The 15,842-nt window shown below is 61.4% G+C and carries 15 protein-coding genes and 1 pseudogene; 4 read left to right on the top strand and 12 right to left on the bottom strand.

Going from position 1 to position 15,842, the window contains the following annotated elements:
- Positions 1-202: 202 nt before the first annotated feature.
- The 8 genes from BLJAPNOD_RS25905 to BLJAPNOD_RS35230 form a co-directional block, all read right to left on the bottom strand.
- Complete coding sequence (locus tag BLJAPNOD_RS25905; protein WP_115421963.1) at positions 203-640, bottom strand: SRPBCC family protein; 438 nt, start codon at positions 638-640, stop codon at positions 203-205.
- Positions 641-649: 9 nt separating this feature from the next.
- On the bottom strand, positions 650-1,483 hold the full coding sequence (locus tag BLJAPNOD_RS25900) for a phosphoenolpyruvate hydrolase family protein (RefSeq protein ID WP_115421962.1): 834 nt from the start codon (positions 1,481-1,483) through the stop codon (positions 650-652).
- A 1-nt stretch (position 1,484) separates the two neighbouring features.
- Entirely contained in the window at positions 1,485-2,693 is a 1,209-nt protein-coding gene (locus BLJAPNOD_RS25895) for a Tm-1-like ATP-binding domain-containing protein (protein WP_115421961.1), read from the bottom strand.
- Positions 2,694-2,703: 10 nt separating this feature from the next.
- The gene (locus BLJAPNOD_RS25890) at positions 2,704-3,603 is read right to left on the bottom strand and encodes an ABC transporter permease (protein WP_115421960.1); all 900 of its coding nucleotides are present in this window, start codon (positions 3,601-3,603) and stop codon (positions 2,704-2,706) included.
- Entirely contained in the window at positions 3,604-4,629 is a 1,026-nt protein-coding gene (locus tag BLJAPNOD_RS25885; protein ID WP_115421959.1) for an ABC transporter permease, read from the bottom strand.
- Positions 4,626-6,131: an ABC transporter ATP-binding protein gene (locus BLJAPNOD_RS25880; RefSeq protein ID WP_115421958.1), complete on the bottom strand. Its 1,506-nt coding sequence runs from the start codon at positions 6,129-6,131 to the stop codon at positions 4,626-4,628. Before BLJAPNOD_RS25880 ends, BLJAPNOD_RS25885 begins: the two co-directional genes overlap by 4 nt.
- Positions 6,132-6,148: 17 nt before the next feature.
- A complete protein-coding gene (locus BLJAPNOD_RS25875; RefSeq protein WP_158556177.1) occupies positions 6,149-7,168 on the bottom strand; it encodes a BMP family ABC transporter substrate-binding protein in 1,020 nt (339 codons plus the stop codon).
- A 73-nt stretch (positions 7,169-7,241) separates the two neighbouring features.
- Entirely contained in the window at positions 7,242-8,081 is an 840-nt protein-coding gene (locus BLJAPNOD_RS35230) for an SDR family oxidoreductase (protein ID WP_147294585.1), read from the bottom strand.
- Positions 8,082-8,192: 111 nt separating this feature from the next.
- Here BLJAPNOD_RS35230 and BLJAPNOD_RS25870 point away from each other — a divergent pair, with 111 nt between their 5' ends.
- Positions 8,193-9,602, top strand: a complete 1,410-nt coding sequence (locus tag BLJAPNOD_RS25870) for a PLP-dependent aminotransferase family protein (protein ID WP_158556176.1) — start codon at positions 8,193-8,195, stop codon at positions 9,600-9,602.
- A 20-nt stretch (positions 9,603-9,622) separates the two neighbouring features.
- Here the strand turns inward: BLJAPNOD_RS25870 and BLJAPNOD_RS25865 are convergent, their stop codons facing one another.
- A complete protein-coding gene (locus BLJAPNOD_RS25865; protein WP_244611104.1) occupies positions 9,623-9,994 on the bottom strand; it encodes a cupin domain-containing protein in 372 nt (123 codons plus the stop codon).
- A 352-nt stretch (positions 9,995-10,346) separates the two neighbouring features.
- Positions 10,347-11,063, bottom strand: a pseudogene (locus BLJAPNOD_RS25860) (IS6 family transposase).
- Between the two features lie 354 nt (positions 11,064-11,417).
- On the opposite strand from BLJAPNOD_RS25860, the gene BLJAPNOD_RS25855 reads away from it, so the two are divergent.
- The 3 genes from BLJAPNOD_RS25855 to BLJAPNOD_RS25845 all read left to right on the top strand — a co-directional run bounded on the left by BLJAPNOD_RS25855 (position 11,418) and on the right by BLJAPNOD_RS25845 (position 13,997).
- Positions 11,418-12,788, top strand: coding sequence for an adenylate/guanylate cyclase domain-containing protein (locus tag BLJAPNOD_RS25855; RefSeq protein WP_115421954.1), 1,371 nt, complete (start codon positions 11,418-11,420; stop codon positions 12,786-12,788).
- A 154-nt stretch (positions 12,789-12,942) separates the two neighbouring features.
- A complete protein-coding gene (locus BLJAPNOD_RS25850; protein WP_115421953.1) occupies positions 12,943-13,218 on the top strand; it encodes a metal-sensitive transcriptional regulator in 276 nt (91 codons plus the stop codon).
- Between the two features lie 17 nt (positions 13,219-13,235).
- Positions 13,236-13,997, top strand: coding sequence for a glutaredoxin (locus tag BLJAPNOD_RS25845; RefSeq protein ID WP_115421952.1), 762 nt, complete (start codon positions 13,236-13,238; stop codon positions 13,995-13,997).
- A 188-nt stretch (positions 13,998-14,185) separates the two neighbouring features.
- Here the strand turns inward: BLJAPNOD_RS25845 and BLJAPNOD_RS25840 are convergent, their stop codons facing one another.
- Together BLJAPNOD_RS25840 and BLJAPNOD_RS25835 are read right to left on the bottom strand one after the other, a co-directional pair.
- Complete coding sequence (locus tag BLJAPNOD_RS25840; protein WP_115421951.1) at positions 14,186-15,199, bottom strand: cation diffusion facilitator family transporter; 1,014 nt, start codon at positions 15,197-15,199, stop codon at positions 14,186-14,188.
- Between the two features lie 387 nt (positions 15,200-15,586).
- On the bottom strand, positions 15,587-15,796 hold the full coding sequence (locus BLJAPNOD_RS25835) for a heavy-metal-associated domain-containing protein (protein ID WP_115421950.1): 210 nt from the start codon (positions 15,794-15,796) through the stop codon (positions 15,587-15,589).
- Positions 15,797-15,842 lie beyond the last annotated feature (46 nt).

Raw genomic sequence — 15,842 nt, 5'->3', positions numbered from 1 at the left:
CAGCTCGTAGATCTCATCTGGCGAGCGGATCGCCCATCGGTTCTCGTATGCCAAAGCTCTCACTCGCTCTGCCTCCCTGGAGATCCCAGCGGATCTCGGAAACCCGCAGCCAAGCACCGAGTTCCGAGAGTGCCCGGCGATTAAAATGAATTAGAACGGCAGCACGCCGTTCCAATCCACCCTGCCGTTCATCCGTGCCGACTCAACTCGCCAGCTTTGCCTGAAGCGCAGCCCAGCCCGCCGCAAAGACATGTGTCGAAACAATTTCCACGTACTTGCCCGCGTCCTCCGGCTCTTCGTCAAACACAGCGGTCCACTCGGCGAGCGTACGGTCGCCTTCGCCGATCTCGATCAATCGGATGGCCGCGACATAGTTCTTGATCGGAAACGCAGGCTTCACGAAGCTGTAGGACAGCGAATGGTCGATATCGCTGAGGGCGAGAAGCTGCTCACGCACGTGCGCTCCATCCGTCAGATAGAACGAGCGGATGCAGCCGACCTCAGCGCTGCTCAGCCCCCCTTCGATTTCGCTGCGTGCTATGGCCGGATGCCAGTTCGGCAGTCCGTTGAAGTCGCGAACAATCTTCCAAACAGTCTCGATAGGCGCGTCGATCACTGCGCTTGCGTGTGCCTTTGCCATAGTCCCCTCCTAGTGCTGAATGACAAGTTTCTTGAAAGCCTGCGTCTGCGCGACGAGGGCTTTTTCGACTGGAAGACGCTCCATGCTGGATGCGCCATAGAAGCCATGGCAACCCGGGCACCGCTCAAGGATGAATCGGGCGTCATCCGGCTCGGCGATAGGGCCGCCATGGCATAGAACGATGATGTCGGGATTGACTGCGCGGGCTGCGGCGGCAATCGCATTGATTTGATCGACGCAAGTCTCAAGCGTGAGCGCGGTATCAGCACCGATCGCCCCGCCCGTCGTCAGCCCCATGTGCGCGACGACAATGTCTGCCCCGGCTTCCGTCATCGCCCGGGCGTCGTCGACCGAAAACACATAGGGCGTGGTCAGCATATCCTTGCTGCGCGCCAGGCGAACGAGGTCGACTTCCCGGGCATAGCTCATGCCGGTCTCTTCCAGATTGGCCCGGAACGTGCCATCGATCAGGCCGACCGTCGGGAAATTCTGGATGCCGGCAAAGCCGACCGCTTTCAACCGGTCGAGAAAATGATCGAAATTGCAGAATGGATCGGTGCCATTCACGCCAGCGAGAACCGGGGTGTGCTTGACCACGGGCAGTACCTCGCGCCCCATGTCCATCACGATCTCATTGGCATTGCCATAGGCCAGAAGTCCGGCGAGCGAACCGCGCCCCGCCATTCGGTAGCGGCCGGAGTTGTAGATGACGATGAGGTCGATGCCTCCGGCTTCCTCGCATTTAGCCGATAGGCCGGTGCCCGCACCGCCCCCGATGATGGGGATCTTCGCTTCGATCTGCTGGCGAAATTTTTCCAACAACTGGCGTCTGTCGAACTTCATGCTAACGGCCTCTACTGATTTCATGGAAGTGGCGAACGGCTTCGGAGCTGAACTCCGGCGAATTGATCGCATGCGGCACCCGCAAGACCCGACGCTCATCGGTTTGCAGTACGGTGCTCTCGATGGCATCGAAGAGGGCTGCGTCAGCTTCCGGATCGTGGAACGGCTGCCCGGGCGCATCCAGAAGCGACACGCCGCCCAGCGGCAAGAGGAAGCGAACCGGCCCGAGGCTGCGGTTCAGGCGCTCGCCGATCCACCGGCCCATCGCGACGTTCTCTTCGACGGTGGTGCGCATAAGCGTGATCTGCGGGTTGTGAACATAGAGGTTGCGATGGCGGTATTTCTGCGGAACCGTGTCGATGCCCGCAAAATTGACCATGTCGAGAGCGCCGCAGGAGCCGACATAGGGCAGCGTCGACTGGGCGAGGAAGCCGAACCGCTCTTCCGTTGCGGGCAGGATGCCTTCGAACAGGAGGTCACACACCTCCGTCGTCGTGACGTCGAGGACACCGGCCAGATAGCCTGACGAGGCAAGCTTCTCCATCGATTGGCCGCCGATGCCGGTGGCATGGAAGACCAGGCATTCGAAACGATCATGCAGCTGCTCGACAATCTGGGTGACGCAAGGGGTGGTCACGCCGAACATGGTCAGGCCAAGCGCCGGTCTGTCGTCCTGTTCGGCTTCCTGCCGGTTGTGGACCATACCGGCGATCGAGTTGGCGGCATTCGACAGGACCGTGCGCGAGATCCGGTTCAACCCGGCAATATCGGTAATCGAGTTGACCATGGAAATGTCGTTGGGGCCGACATAGGCGCTGACGTTTCCGACAGCGACCGTCGAGACCATGACGCGCGGCATTCCCACAGGCAGGACGCGCATGGCCTGCGTAACCATCGCGGTTCCGCCGGATCCGCCAAGGCCGATGACGCCGCCAACGTCGCTGCGCGACAGAATGAAACGTTCAAACGCCAGCCCCATGGCGGAAACCGCCGAACCGCGGTCGCCGGTGAACACGGCCTCAACCCCGCCGGGATGGAACCGTGCGACGGTCCTGGCATTGATATCGGCGTCGTCAGCCGGCGTCGCCGTGGATAGATCGACCAGAGCCGCGGGCAAGCCCTGGCGCCTGATCAGGTCTGCAACGTAGCGCAGCTCATCACCCTTCGTATCGAAGGAGCCGGCTACATAGATTGTCTTGGGCATGCTCATTCATTCCTCCTCACGCAGTTCTTCTCTTTTTCACGATCCCACGCAGCCCGAGCCCGATCATTGCCAGCAAGGTGATCGCGTAAGGGGCCATGTCGGTGATCTGGTTGGGCAACCCCTGCCCCTGGAGCCGCAGGCCGACGGCGTCCGCGAGCCCGAAGCCGAGACATGCAAAGGCGACCCCGAGCGGATGGGCACGGCCGAGCATGACGGCGACCACCGCGATCCAGCCCCGTCCCGCCGTCATGTTTTCGGCAAACAGCGCGACGGAGCCGAGCGCCAGGACAGCGCCTGCAAGTCCGCACAGGCCGCCGGCAACGATGACGGTTGCGGTCTGATAGCGGCTGACATTCGCTCCCATAGCGGCGGCCGCCGATGGCACCTCGCCGATGCCGCGCAGCCGCAGCCCGAAGCGCGTGCGGAACAGGTAGATGTTGAAGGCGAGCACGAGCAACCATGAGAGATAGACGATCAGGTTGTGCCCGCTAAGGATGGCGCCGAGGACAGGAACATCGTCTAGTCCTTCGATACCGAACCGCGGCAAGGCGGTGACAGCAGGGTCGACCAGGGTTCCGGTCACGCCGAACAATGCGCTCAGGAGATAGGTGGTCAATCCGGAGGCAAGCAGGTTCAGCCCGATGCCGATCACGATCGGATCGCCGCCGAACCGGCTGCCGCCGAGCGCCATGGGCGATGCGAAGATCGCCGTGCAGGCGACCGCAAGCAAGACGGTAAGCAATGGCGAGCCGAAGGCGACGCTGGCTGCGACGGCAACGAATGCGCCGACCAGCATCTTGCCCTCGAGCGCGATGTTGAAGACGCCCGCGCGTTCGCACAGGGTTCCCGCCAGCGCCGCCAGCAGCACCGGCGTCATCAGATCGAGCACCTGCGAAAGAAGCATGTTGATCGCCATCTATCGCCTCCTGACGAAAACCGGCCGGGCGGCAAGGCAGAGAATGATCAGCGCCTGCAAGACCCAGGTGAGAACGGCCGGAAGACCGAGCGCCCGCTCCATCGCAAAGCCGCCCACCTGCAAGGCAGAGAAGAAGACCGCGGTGACAACAGTTGCAACCGGGCTCGCCATTGCCAGAACCGCCGCCATCAGACCCGACCAGGTATAGCCCGGAGCAAGCAGAGCGCCGTCGGTGAAACGGTACTGTTGCCCGAGGATCAGCAATGCACCGACCAGGCCGGCCAAGGCACCGCTGAGGAATGCCACCCGTTGTGTCTGGCGCGGCAGGCTAATGCCCGAATACTGCGCGAAGCGCGGGTTGAGGCCGGTGATGCGCCACTCGAAGCCGTTGACGCCGTGTCTGTCGTTGATGATGACCGCGATCGCCACCCCCGCCATGATCAGCATGCCCATGCTCACCGGCACGTCGAAAAGATTGGCGGGAAGACGCGCGGCAGACGCGACCCGATAGGTCTCCGGCATGCCCGTCGAGGGATCGCGCAACGGATAGCGGACGAGGTAGGACGTCACGCCACGCGCGATGTAGCTCAAGAGCAGGCTGGTGATCAGAAAAGGGATCGAGAGGCTCAGCTGAAGTACCGCGGCGATCCAGGCATAGAGCCCGCCGGCGCAAATGGCGGCGGTCAACGCCAGGACGGCTCTTGCGGCGCCGGGCGCCGGCACATAGAGGGCCACGAGTGCTGCCGCAAGCCCTCCCACAAGCATCTGCCCGTCACCGCCGAGATTGATCAACCCGGCGCGAAAGGCGATAGCTGCCGCGAGCGCCATGCCGATCAGTGGGACTGAGCGATTGAGTGTCTCGCTCAGCCCACGGCCCACGAACGCGCCCTGGACGATTTCCCGGTAAACCGAGAGGGGGTTGGCGCCGGTCGAGGCGACGACGATCCCCCCGAGGATGACCGCGACCGCGATCGAAACCAATATTGTCGCCAGCCGAGATTTGGTATCGAGGCTCCCTGCCGTCATGTGCTTGATGCTCCCCCCATCATCCACCTGCCGATGGTGCTTTCGTTCATGTCGCTTCCCGTGAGGCTGGCGTCGATACGCCCTTCGAACATCACGAGAATCCGGTCAGAAAGCGCCATCAGCTCGGTCAGGTCGGACGAGACCACCAGGATGGCCCGACCCCTGTCCCGTTCGGCAATCAGGGTCTTGTGGATGAATTCAATTGCGCCGACGTCCACGCCGCGGGTCGGCTCTTCGATGATGATCAAAGGTGCGCCATGCTCGATCTCGCGAGCCATCACCACCTTCTGCATATTGCCGCCGGACAGCGAGCCGACGGGCACAACTTCGGACGCCGACTTCACCTTGAATTTCTCGATCAGCGTGCGCGCCCGTGCGCGCATGGCTTCCTTGCGCAGAAATCCCCGGTTGGAAGCCTCTGCGCTACGATGCGTGCCGAAGGCGATGTTCTCGGCAATCGACGCCGCCGGCGCCGTGCCGGTCAGGTGCCGATCCTCTGGCACATAGGACATGCCGATGGCGCGACGATCGGCGATCGAGAGGCGGGACACGTCCCGTCCGGCGATCGTGATTTCGCCGGTCGACGCCTCGAGCCCCGTCACCGCCGAAACCAGCTGGGGCTGGCCATTGCCCGAGACCCCGGCGATGCCGACGATTTCGCCGGGCCTGACGTCGAAGGACACATCGTCCACGACCGTAACCGTGCCCCGGCGAACCGACAGGTTTCGGACCGAAAGCATCGGCGGAGCGGTCGACGTCACCTTGGCGGCGATCGTCGGCGGCACGTTCCGCCCGACCATCGCCCGGATGATTTCGGCTTCGCTCGTTTCCCTGGTCGTCAAGGTGCCGGACACACGGCCGTCACGCATGACGGTGATCTGGTCCGTCACTGCGATGACCTCCGGGATCTTGTGTGTGACGAGAATGAGCGCCATGCCGTGGCTTGCGAGGTGCCGCATTGCCGTAAAGAGGCTGTCGCGCTCCTGCGGCGTGAGGACTGCCGTCGGCTCGTCGAGGATCAGGATTCGGGCCTGTCTCGACAGCGCCTTCAGGATCTCGAGACGCTGACGTATTCCAACGGCCAGATCGCGGACGCGGCTGTCGGGGTCGATCTCCAGCCCGTGCTTCGCCCCGAGCTTTCTGACGAAATCGCGGGCGGCGCCGGCAGCGACGAACGGGCCGTTGCCGGGCTCGTTCTGGAACACCAGGTTTTCCCAGACGGTCAGGTCCGGAAACTGCCTGAATGTCTGGTGGACCATGCCGACGCCAGCGGCGATGGCACCGAGCGGGCTGGAAAAATCCATCGCCTTGCCATCGATGCGTATTTCACCGGCATCCGGTTTTAGCAGGCCGTAGAGGATGTTCATCAGGGTCGATTTCCCGGCCCCGTTTTCACCCATCACCGCATGGATTTCGCCGCTGTTGACCGAAAGATCGATCCCGTCATTGGCGACAAGGTCGCCAAATCGCTTCGAGATGCCCTTCATCTGGAGCAAGGCCATGGCTGGCCCCAGGACCGTCACTGCGCCATAGGGTCAGGCACGGTGATCGCGCCCGACACAATCTTGGTGTGGAGGTCGGTGATCTGGCCGATGACTTCAGGTGCCTGCGCGATCATGCAGCCCGAAGCAGCCAGCTCCTCGGTCATGGCGACGAGTTCCAGTCCGCCCTCGGCAAGGCCGAAGCTTTCGACAGGCTTGGCCGAGCCCTTCAGGATGGAATCGATCGTTGCCGGCAAAATGACGTCCACGCGCTTCAGCGTGCTGTCGAGGATCGCGCCGGGCGCATCACCACATTGATTGACGTCGAGGCCGATCGCCATTGCGCCCGGCTTCTCTGCCACGGCCTTGAACACGCCGCCATTGCTGCCGGCTGCGACCGCATAGATGCGGTCCGCGCCGTTGGCGAGTTGCAACGCCGCCTGGGTCTGCGCCCGGACGGGATCCTGGAACGGGTTGTCGCCGCCGATCCACGCCGTCGGCAGGACGTTGACGTCGGGCCGGGCCGTCTTGGCGCCGAGCGCAAAGCTGTCCGTGTAGCGATGCAGGAACGGGATATCGAGCGCACCGATCACGCCGACAGTCTTGCTGCTCGATGTCAGGGCAGCCTCGGCGCCCGCGAGATAGGCGATCTCCTGTTCGCGGAACACCGCGCAATAGACATTCTCCGGCGCTTCGGGAATGCAGGTATCGATGATGACAAAGTTCGTTTCAGGATTTTCCGGCGCCAGGTCGGCAATGATGTCGCCGAATTCGAAACCTATGACTGCAACGATCGGGGCTCCCATATCGATTGCCGCCTGAACGTTCTGTCGGCGCGTGGATGGATCGGTGCCTTCGAATATCTTGGCATTTGCGCCCTGGGCAGCAGCCGCCTTCTCGATGCCGGTCTTTCCGAGACCAAGAAACTTGTTGACGCCGATACGGCTTGGCGTGACCAGAACATAGGACGGCTCTTCGGCCTTGACGGGAACGGACGCGGCCGAAAGCGCAAAGACGGAACCCAGGCAGATATGCAGGAGTTTGCTGGCAGTCGTCATTTTAGACTCCATGAGCAAGTGTGTCGTGAATGGGTGAAACGCTTGAGTGCCGCACTATCCGCGGCACGCTGGCTCAATAGGGCGTGTCGCCGCCGTCGGCATTGATCGCCTGGCCGCGAATGATGATCGCGTCATCACTCAGCAGGAACGAAATCGTCCGCGCCACTTCGACCGGATCGATATGACGGCGCAACTGCGAGCTGACGAGTTGCTTGAACACCTCGTCGGGAGCCTGCTTGACCAAATCGCCATAGGCGACCGCCACCTCCCGCAGCATATCCGTCGCCATGCCGCCGGGGCAGACGCAATTGACGTTGATGTCATTGGGCGCAAGCACTTCCGACAGAACGCGGGTGAAGCTGATCATCGCCGCCTTGCTGGCGCTGTAGGCAAGCGACTGGGTGTGCCCCTTCTTGCCTGCCTCCGAGGCAACGTTGACGATCGCGCCCCTCGTTCCGTTTGCGATCATCGTCTTGGCGACGAGACGCGCCGCTTCGAACGCTCCGTAGACGTTGATGGAGAAAATCCGCTCCCAATCGCTCCAGGGAGTGTCCAGCGGATCGACATGGCGCACGATCGCGGCGCAGTTGACCAGGCCGTCGATGCCACCGAGCCGCTGTTCGGCCTCACCGATCGCAGCCGCGACCGACCCGGCATCAGCCAGATCGACGACGACACCCGACAGCAACTTCGGATCGAGACCAAGGCTTGCGATGGTCTCATCCAGCGCCTGGGCGCGGACATCACCGATGACCACCGATGCGCCTTCGGATACCAACAGTTCCGCCGTCGCCTTGCCGGCTCCGCCAGCGCCGCCGAGCACCAGATATCGCTTGTTCGCATGCGAGCGCGTCGGCGCAGCCTGACGCACGGCCAACGGGGCGTGCTCGCCCCTGGTGGCAAAAGAGCCCATTTTTCCTCCCTCGAGTCTCCTCCCGGAAACTCTTCTCTCAGTTCTCCGCCAACCAAGTTGCTCCACTCTTGCGGATCTGACAAAGTCCACTTGTCGAGAAGTGGATCAAACATGAACAGGATTTCCCCCGCCCGGATCAGCCGGCTCATTGGCAGTTGGCGCACGCTCGAAGGCAAGGTCAGCGAACAGCTCAGCGTCGCAATCGGCCGGTTGATAGCGGCAAGAGAGCTGCCCGTCGGCGGCTTGCTGCCGTCTGAACGCGCGCTTTCGACGGCACTCGCCGTCAGCCGCGGCACCGTGGTCGCCGCTTATGGGTCGCTGCGCGATGCCGGTGTGCTCGACAGCCGCCACGGCAGCGGCCATCGCATCGTCGCACCGGCTACCGCGTCCAGTGCCGCACACACACGCCTTGCCGGCGAGGTTCTGGCGCTACCACAGGACATCGACATGACCAGCGGCGCCTTGCCGCCGTCGTCGATCCTGATCGAGGTGCTCGCGGCCTTGCGTGGCACCGATCTTGCGAGCCTTGCAACGGGGCTTGGCTACGATGCCTCCGGCTTGCCGGCTCTGCGCTGGGCCGTCGCGCGCTACTATACGGACCTTGGCCTTCCTACCCATCCGGACAACATCCTGATCACCAGCGGCGCCCAGCAGGCGGTCTGGCTTCTCGCCAATGCCCTGGTGGACGCATCGGATGCCGTGGTCGTCGAAGACCCCGTCTACCGCGGCTCTCTCGAGGCCTTTCGCCGCCGCAATGCGCGGATCGTCCCGGTCGCGGCGACCGAGCACGGCCTTGACATGCGACAATTGGAAAAGGCGCTGAAGAACCGGCCGAAACTGCTCTATCTGTTCCCGGAGGCCCACAATCCGACAGGCCGATCGCTCGACGCTGCAAGCCGTCGTAAACTGACAGACCTGCTCGAACGCTATCCGACCTTCCTCGTGGAGGACGGCGCGCAGAACGAGCTTTCCACCGAGATCGGAACGACGCCGCGCCCGCTCGCAGGCCAGACCAATCCCGAGCGCGTCGCGACCATCGGAACGCTGTCGAAATTGTTCTGGGGCGGCATCCGCATCGGCTGGATCCGGGCGGCCCCGCCGGTGGTGAGCCGGCTCGCGAGCTTCAAGGCCGTGAACGACCTCGGCTGTTCCATGTTCGACCAGCATCTGGCCGTAGGCCTGCTCGAAAAGATCCAGGAAGCACGAGCCTATCGCCACCAGGAAGTCGCCAATCACCTGGATATCGCCGAGGATCTGATTGCCGAGAGGGCGGCCGGCCGATGGCATTGGGCGCGCCCGTCGGGCGGGACTGCCATATGGATCAAAATGCCCGGCGTCGATACCGTTGCATTGTGTCAGGAGGCCCAGCGCTACCGCCTGTTCCTGTCGGCAGGCCCCGGCTATTCCGCGCAGGAGAACTTCGGCGACGTCATTCGCCTGCCCTTCGTCCGACCGCCGGAAACCATGCGTTTCGCCATCGAGACGATCTGCCATCTGGCCGATGGTAAATCGGCCATTTAGCGAGCGAACGAACCGACTGCCTATTCCAGGTTGACGTAGGAAGCCGGGAAGAAGCGGGGGGTGCACAGGCAGTAGAACTCCAGGTCCACCGCGCCGGTATTCTCGATGCGCTGAGCCGCGCCGGCCGGGATCACCGCCTGATCACCGACTTGCAGCTTCTGCTTGATGCCATCGATTTCAACGATCCCTTCGCCCTGGCGAACGACATAGCGCTCGATCACGCCAGTGAGGCTGTGCAACTGCGTGGTCACGCCGACCTCGACCCTGGCAAGCGCCAGCGATGCTTCCGGCGACGCATCGTTATTATGCATCTCGGTGATGTAGCAACGCTCGTCCGTCCAGAATTCTCCCATCCCGTTTGCGGGAACGATGATTTGTCTATCTCCAGCCATAGGCTTCCTCCGTCATGTTTACCGCATGACCTGACCGGTCAAAGGCGAGCCAGGCAAGGACCACTTTATCAAAAGTGGTCCAAGGCCTTCTTTCTCTTCGGCTGCCGGGAACGTGTGTTTCGGCGTGCATGTGTGGATGCTCCCGGTTATGCAAGGCGGTTTCGAACTTTTTGTGCATGTGATCGGGTGGGGTCATGTGTCAGGCCTCATCGTTGCGGCATTGCATGAACCGCGGGCCGGCATGGCGATACGCGGATTAGGTCCAGATCAAATTTGCGAGTTTTGAGCTCTTTGCACGCCCCTGGTTTGCATCGTAAACTTAATGGCAAAGAGGCCAGACCATGACGCCGTCCTATTTTGTCGGGCATGCCCGGGCGACTTTCGCCCACAGGTTCATCGCCGCTGCGCGCAATTCGCGATGATGGCTGGAAGGGATGTCGTGGCGCGGGATGTGGAACAGGTCGGCAGTCGGGTCATGGATGGAGGCGAAGCGTTGTAGATGTCGCTGTGACTTGAAGCGCTTCATGATCCGCTCTCGCCGCCGGACTGGTTGGTGGGAATTCTCCGCCCGTTTGTTCAGGCCTTTGTGGGAGCGACGCTCGACACCGGGCATGATCTCCCGCTTTGCGACGTCGTAGGATCGAAGCTTATCGGTGATCATCACCCGCGGCGCTCGGCCCTGGCTCTTCAAGAGCTTACGCATCAGGCGTTTGGCCGCCTTGGCATTACGGTGGTTTTGCACCAGCACCTCCAGAACAAAACCGTCATGACCAACGGCGCGTCACAGCCAGTGCTGCTTGCCTCGGATCGAAATGACGGCCACACCGAGGTGCCACTTGCCTCCAAGCTGGCCGGATGAGCGACGACGGATGTCGTTGGCGAAATGCCGGCCGAACTTCTCCGCCCACAGCCGGACCGTCTCTGATGGGAGACAATGATCCCACGGGCAGCCAGCAAGTCCACGACCATTCCGCAGGCTGAGAGGGAAACGGAAATAAAGCCACACGGCGTGGGCAATGATTTCAGCGGGAAAGCGATGGCGGCGATGTAGCCGATCACGGTCTGTCATAGCACATCAAATCCAGGTTTCGTTAACTTGACGATGCCCGTCGGATAAATCGCCTCTTGGAACGACTGGCACCAAGCCCAATGGCGACAACCAGGGCGCGCTGCAATCGTGTCGGTACCGTAGAGACCCATTTTCGTGGTGTGCGCCCACCCATGGATGTACTCAAGGTCGCCACCGCCCTTGACCTTACCATCGTTGGAAGCCCTAGAAAGGTCATATCCATTGTTTTCGGCCGGGATCGCGTTCGACGCTAAGGCTAAAATCATGGCGTACAAGATCGTAACGGAGACGCTAGAGCAGGAGAGATCGGCTAACCGTAAGTCCCGGAACCGCTCCCCTCAGCCGAAGAAGAACATGACGCCCTCACTCAGCAACGACCGACATTTCGAGCGGGGAGCCCGGTCAATCCTTCTCCGGCTCGCTGTCTTTATCATTCTTGCCGCCAACGTCCTGATTGGCAAAGGCGCAGGGGCCGAAGGGTACCGTTTCGCCGTCGTCATTTTCTATCTGGCCATTAGCATTGCATCTGTAGCGCATGCTCGCTTCCTGCCCGGCCGATTCCGGCTGAAGACGCTTCTCGTCATTCTTGACGCGCTGCTTGTCGCACTGATCCTCCATGCCGATATTCTTGGCGGACCAACCAAGGGCAGTCACGCTGTTGCAACCACCAGCCTCATCGTGGCGTTCATTCTTCTCAGCGATGTTGGCCTGACGCTGCAGCGGCGACTGGTCCTGGTGTTTTCAGGCATCGTCCTCTGTGCCTGGGCGGGCATGCTGGCGGTTGTCGCCGCCAGACAGCCAATCGCTGAAACCGCTCCATTTTTTGCTTTTGTCCTTAATCAGGATCTGGGGCTGATCGTAAGCTATGGCTTCACCGCCTTTGCCACCTACCTCCTCGCCAAGGATCACGACAGAACGCGAAAGGAGGCGCTCCTGGCAAATCGGCAACGCCTGAATCTTTCCCGGTTTTTCTCGCCATTGGTTGTCGCCGATCTCCAGGAGGGGAGCGCAGCCCTCGAGCTCGAACGTCGCAATGCCGTAATCATGTTCGTGGACCTGCGCGACTTCACCCGTTTTGCTGAGACAGCCCCCACTCGCGAACTCGCATCTGTCCTTGCACACTATCGCCATCTGGTTTCGGGGACCATTTTTTCCCATGGCGGAACCGTCGACAAGTTCATCGGTGATGGCGTCATGGCGGTGTTCGGGCAACCCAAGCCGATGAAAGATGATGCAGACCGTGCGCTCGCTTGCGCGCTCGAACTGGTTCATGCGTTGAGCAATTGGAAGCACCAGAATTCAGTTGCCGGGCTCCCCGCGATGAATGCAGGCATAGGTCTGCACTATGGCTCCGTCGTCGGCGGCATCCTCGACAGCGGCTGCCATAGCGAATTCACCGTCATTGGAGATGCGGTCAATGTCGCCCAGCGACTGGAGGCACTGACAAAAAATCTGAGCTCACCGCTCGTTGTCTCGGCGGCGCTGGTCAAACAGTTGCGCCAACCTGCGCCACCGGCGCTGTGGACGATGAAGAACGATGTGGCGCTGGCCGGGCGGCGATTGCCGATCGACATCTGGTACCTGCAGACAGAAGCGGACGACAATGGCCCCCCTGAAGAAACCGCTCAGCCAGGCGGTGCAAAGACGGTGCTTCAGAGGCCATCCATCCCATCACCGCCATTTGCAGCTCCAGAGGTCGGAGTTGCTGATTTCCCTGCCCGATAGTCCCCGGCGGATCGCCGCATCCGTTGATCACGACCGGAGCGACGTTGCCATCGGTGCCACCTGGCCAGGCATCATTACGGCAACGGGCGTCAACTATGCGGGAACGAATCCCCGTTCGAAGCGTTGGATACCCATACTAGGTAGGGGTATCAGCATGTGCGACAAGAATTACAGATCGACTCTCGTGTCTCTCAATCGGATTGCCGGCCAGGTTCGCGGCATCGGCCAGATGGTCGAAGACGAGCGATACTGCATCGACATTCTCCAACAGATTCACGCTGTAAAAGCTGCCCTTTCCAGGGTCGAGAATGCGGTCTTGCGGTCGCATGCCGCCTGCTGCGTGGAAGAGGCAATCGCGTCCGGCGACGCTGACCGTCAGCGCAGCAAATTCAACGAACTGGTCGAGGTCTTCGCCAAGGCAAAACTCTAGCAACAAAGGAATCGGAAATGGCAGCACATGCGGCAAAGCGTGCCGAACTTCATCGGATGGTGACGGCCGAACACACCTGCCCCTACGGGCTGAAGGCACTCGATCTGCTGAAGCGCTGGGGTTACGAGGTCGACGACCAAAAGTTGACGACCCGCGAAGAAATCGATGCCTTCAAGACAAAGCACAATGTAAAAACGACACCGCAGACTTTTATCAACGGCGAGCGTATCGGCGGCTATGACGATCTCGTCAAATTCTTCGGGGGCGAGGTGAAAGACAAGGACGCCGTCACCTACAAGCCGGTGATAGCGCTCTTCTCGATGGCTGCCTTGATGGCGCTGGCCGCAAGTTGGGCGGCATTCGGAAACGTCGCGACGATCCAGGCCGCGGAATGGTTTATCGCCATTGCGATGTGTCTCCTCGCCCTTCAGAAGCTCAAGGACGTGGAAGGCTTTGCCACCATGTTCCTGAACTACGACCTTCTGGCGCAGCGATGGGTTCGCTACGCATACGTCTATCCGTTCGCCGAAGCGCTCGCCGGCGTGTTGATGATGGCGGGCGCTTTCATGTGGCTCTCCATTCCCGTCGCACTCTTCATCGGCGGTATAGGCGCGGTCTCTGTGTTCAAGGCCGTATACATCGATAAGCGCGAGTTGAAATGCGCCTGTGTCGGCGGCGACAGCAATGTGCCGCTGGGTTTCGTATCGCTCACCGAGAACCTGATGATGGTCGCCATGGCGATCTGGATGATCTTCAAGCCGATGGGTCTCGCCCACTGAGAAAGCAACACCGAGATGAAATGCAGCTGCCGCGGGACTGACGAGTGGCACGGCAATCGCGCGTCCCGCCGCAGGCCTGTGCAGGGGCCGGGTCAATATGATCTGCGGCCCATCATGTACACTGTGGTGTCTTCGATGATCCGCGGCTCAGTCTCGGGCTTTCCGGGTGATACGTGAGGCGCAGCCGGTTAATGCGAGTGAGCTGCGTGTGAGGCGGAGGCATTGCCGGGCTGTTCCAGACTGCAACTCGCGCCTCCATCCCAGTTGATGCCGATCGTCGGATGCTCGATGTTGAACTTCGTCTTCAGCTGCTGCTCGACCTGGTTGATGACACTGCGGATATCGGCCCCATCCATCGGCTGCACCTGGAGCGTCGCCAAGACGCGCCCTGACGTCAGCGACCAGACGTGGATGTGCGTGACGTTGCGAACGCCCGGAACGGTTGCTCGAAGATGTTCGGCAATCTCGGAACTGTCTGCGTTGGCAGGAGCGCCTTCGAGCAGGATATGCAGCGTGTTCTTGAGCAGGCTCCAGGCACTGCGCAGGATCAGCAGGGACACGAACACCGAGAGAACCGGGTCGATCGGGGTCCAGCCCGTGTAGCGGATCACGATCGCTGCGACGATCGCGCCGACCGATCCGAGAAGATCGCCCATAACGTGCAGCACTGCACCCTTGATGTTGACATGCTCGGAATCACCGCGGGTCAGAAACCAGAGGACGAAAACGTTCACGAGCAAGCCGATGACGGCGACCACGAGCATCGATCCGGCCAGCACCGGTTGGGGGTCCTGCAACCGTTCGACGGCCTCATAGAGGATCCACCCGACGATGCCGAACAGCGTGAGGGCATTGATGAGCCCGGCAATCACCTCGAAGCGGGCGTAGCCGAAGGTACGCTGCCCGTCGGCAGACCGCCTTCCGAGACGGAAGGCAACGTAGGCCAGGCCGAGCGCGATCGCGTCGGTCAGCATATGGCCGGCATCGGCAAGAAGGGCAAGCGATCCCGAGATATACCCGCCGACGGCCTCGACGAACATGAATGAGAGGATGATCAGGAAGGAAATGAGGATTTTTCGCTCATTGTCCTTCGTCACCACCGGAACGTGGGAGTGATCGTGGCCATGGTCATGTTCATGGTCGTGCCCCTCGGCGTGATCGTGGCCATGGTGGTCGCTGTGGGAGAAAGATGGGTTCGCCATAGGTCGGTACAATCCGTTTCAAACAAACACATGAATACCTATTCATATGTTTGTTTGTCAATCGCCGTGACGAAAGAATCTGCAAGTCATTTGGGGGCGCTAAACGACGCAGCGACGACTTGAGGGCGGGCGAAGGGCCGGCCGGCAATTGGCGACAGCTGGAACCCGGTCGCGCAGAGGCGGACGCCCGGATATCGATGTCTTCTGATGGGCTTCTCCCCAACCGCGCTAACCGCAGTGGAGCGTCGACCGCGGCTATGAAGGGGACCAGAAGGATGACGCAAACAACGAGGGCAGCCCGAAGGCTGCCCTCTTGCTCAGATTGACGGTGGCACTGTCGCCGCCTGAAACACCAGAGCCAGCTTGCGCTGGCACAAGCGAAATGCGTCACGCGGCATCCGTCTTGTCCTCGACCGGATAGCCGGCTTCAGACAGGACCGCGCGAATTGCCACTTCACTCGCAGACGTCCGGACCCGGACCTCTCGCTTTGGCGGATCGGTCTCGATCGTCGCGTCGGAATCGACACTCACCAGCGCTTTGGTGACCGATTTGGCGCAACCGCCGCACGTCATGTCGGGAACAGTAAAGATAAACATGGAGGCCTCCTTGGTTTGCCTCCATGACAAATGGTGCTTCCTACCG

The sequence above is a fragment of the Ensifer sp. M14 genome (assembly GCF_003355565.1).
GTDB lineage: Bacteria > Pseudomonadota > Alphaproteobacteria > Rhizobiales > Rhizobiaceae > Ensifer.
Note: the sequence above shows the minus strand (reverse complement) of the source record. Positions and strands in the feature narration are given on the sequence as shown.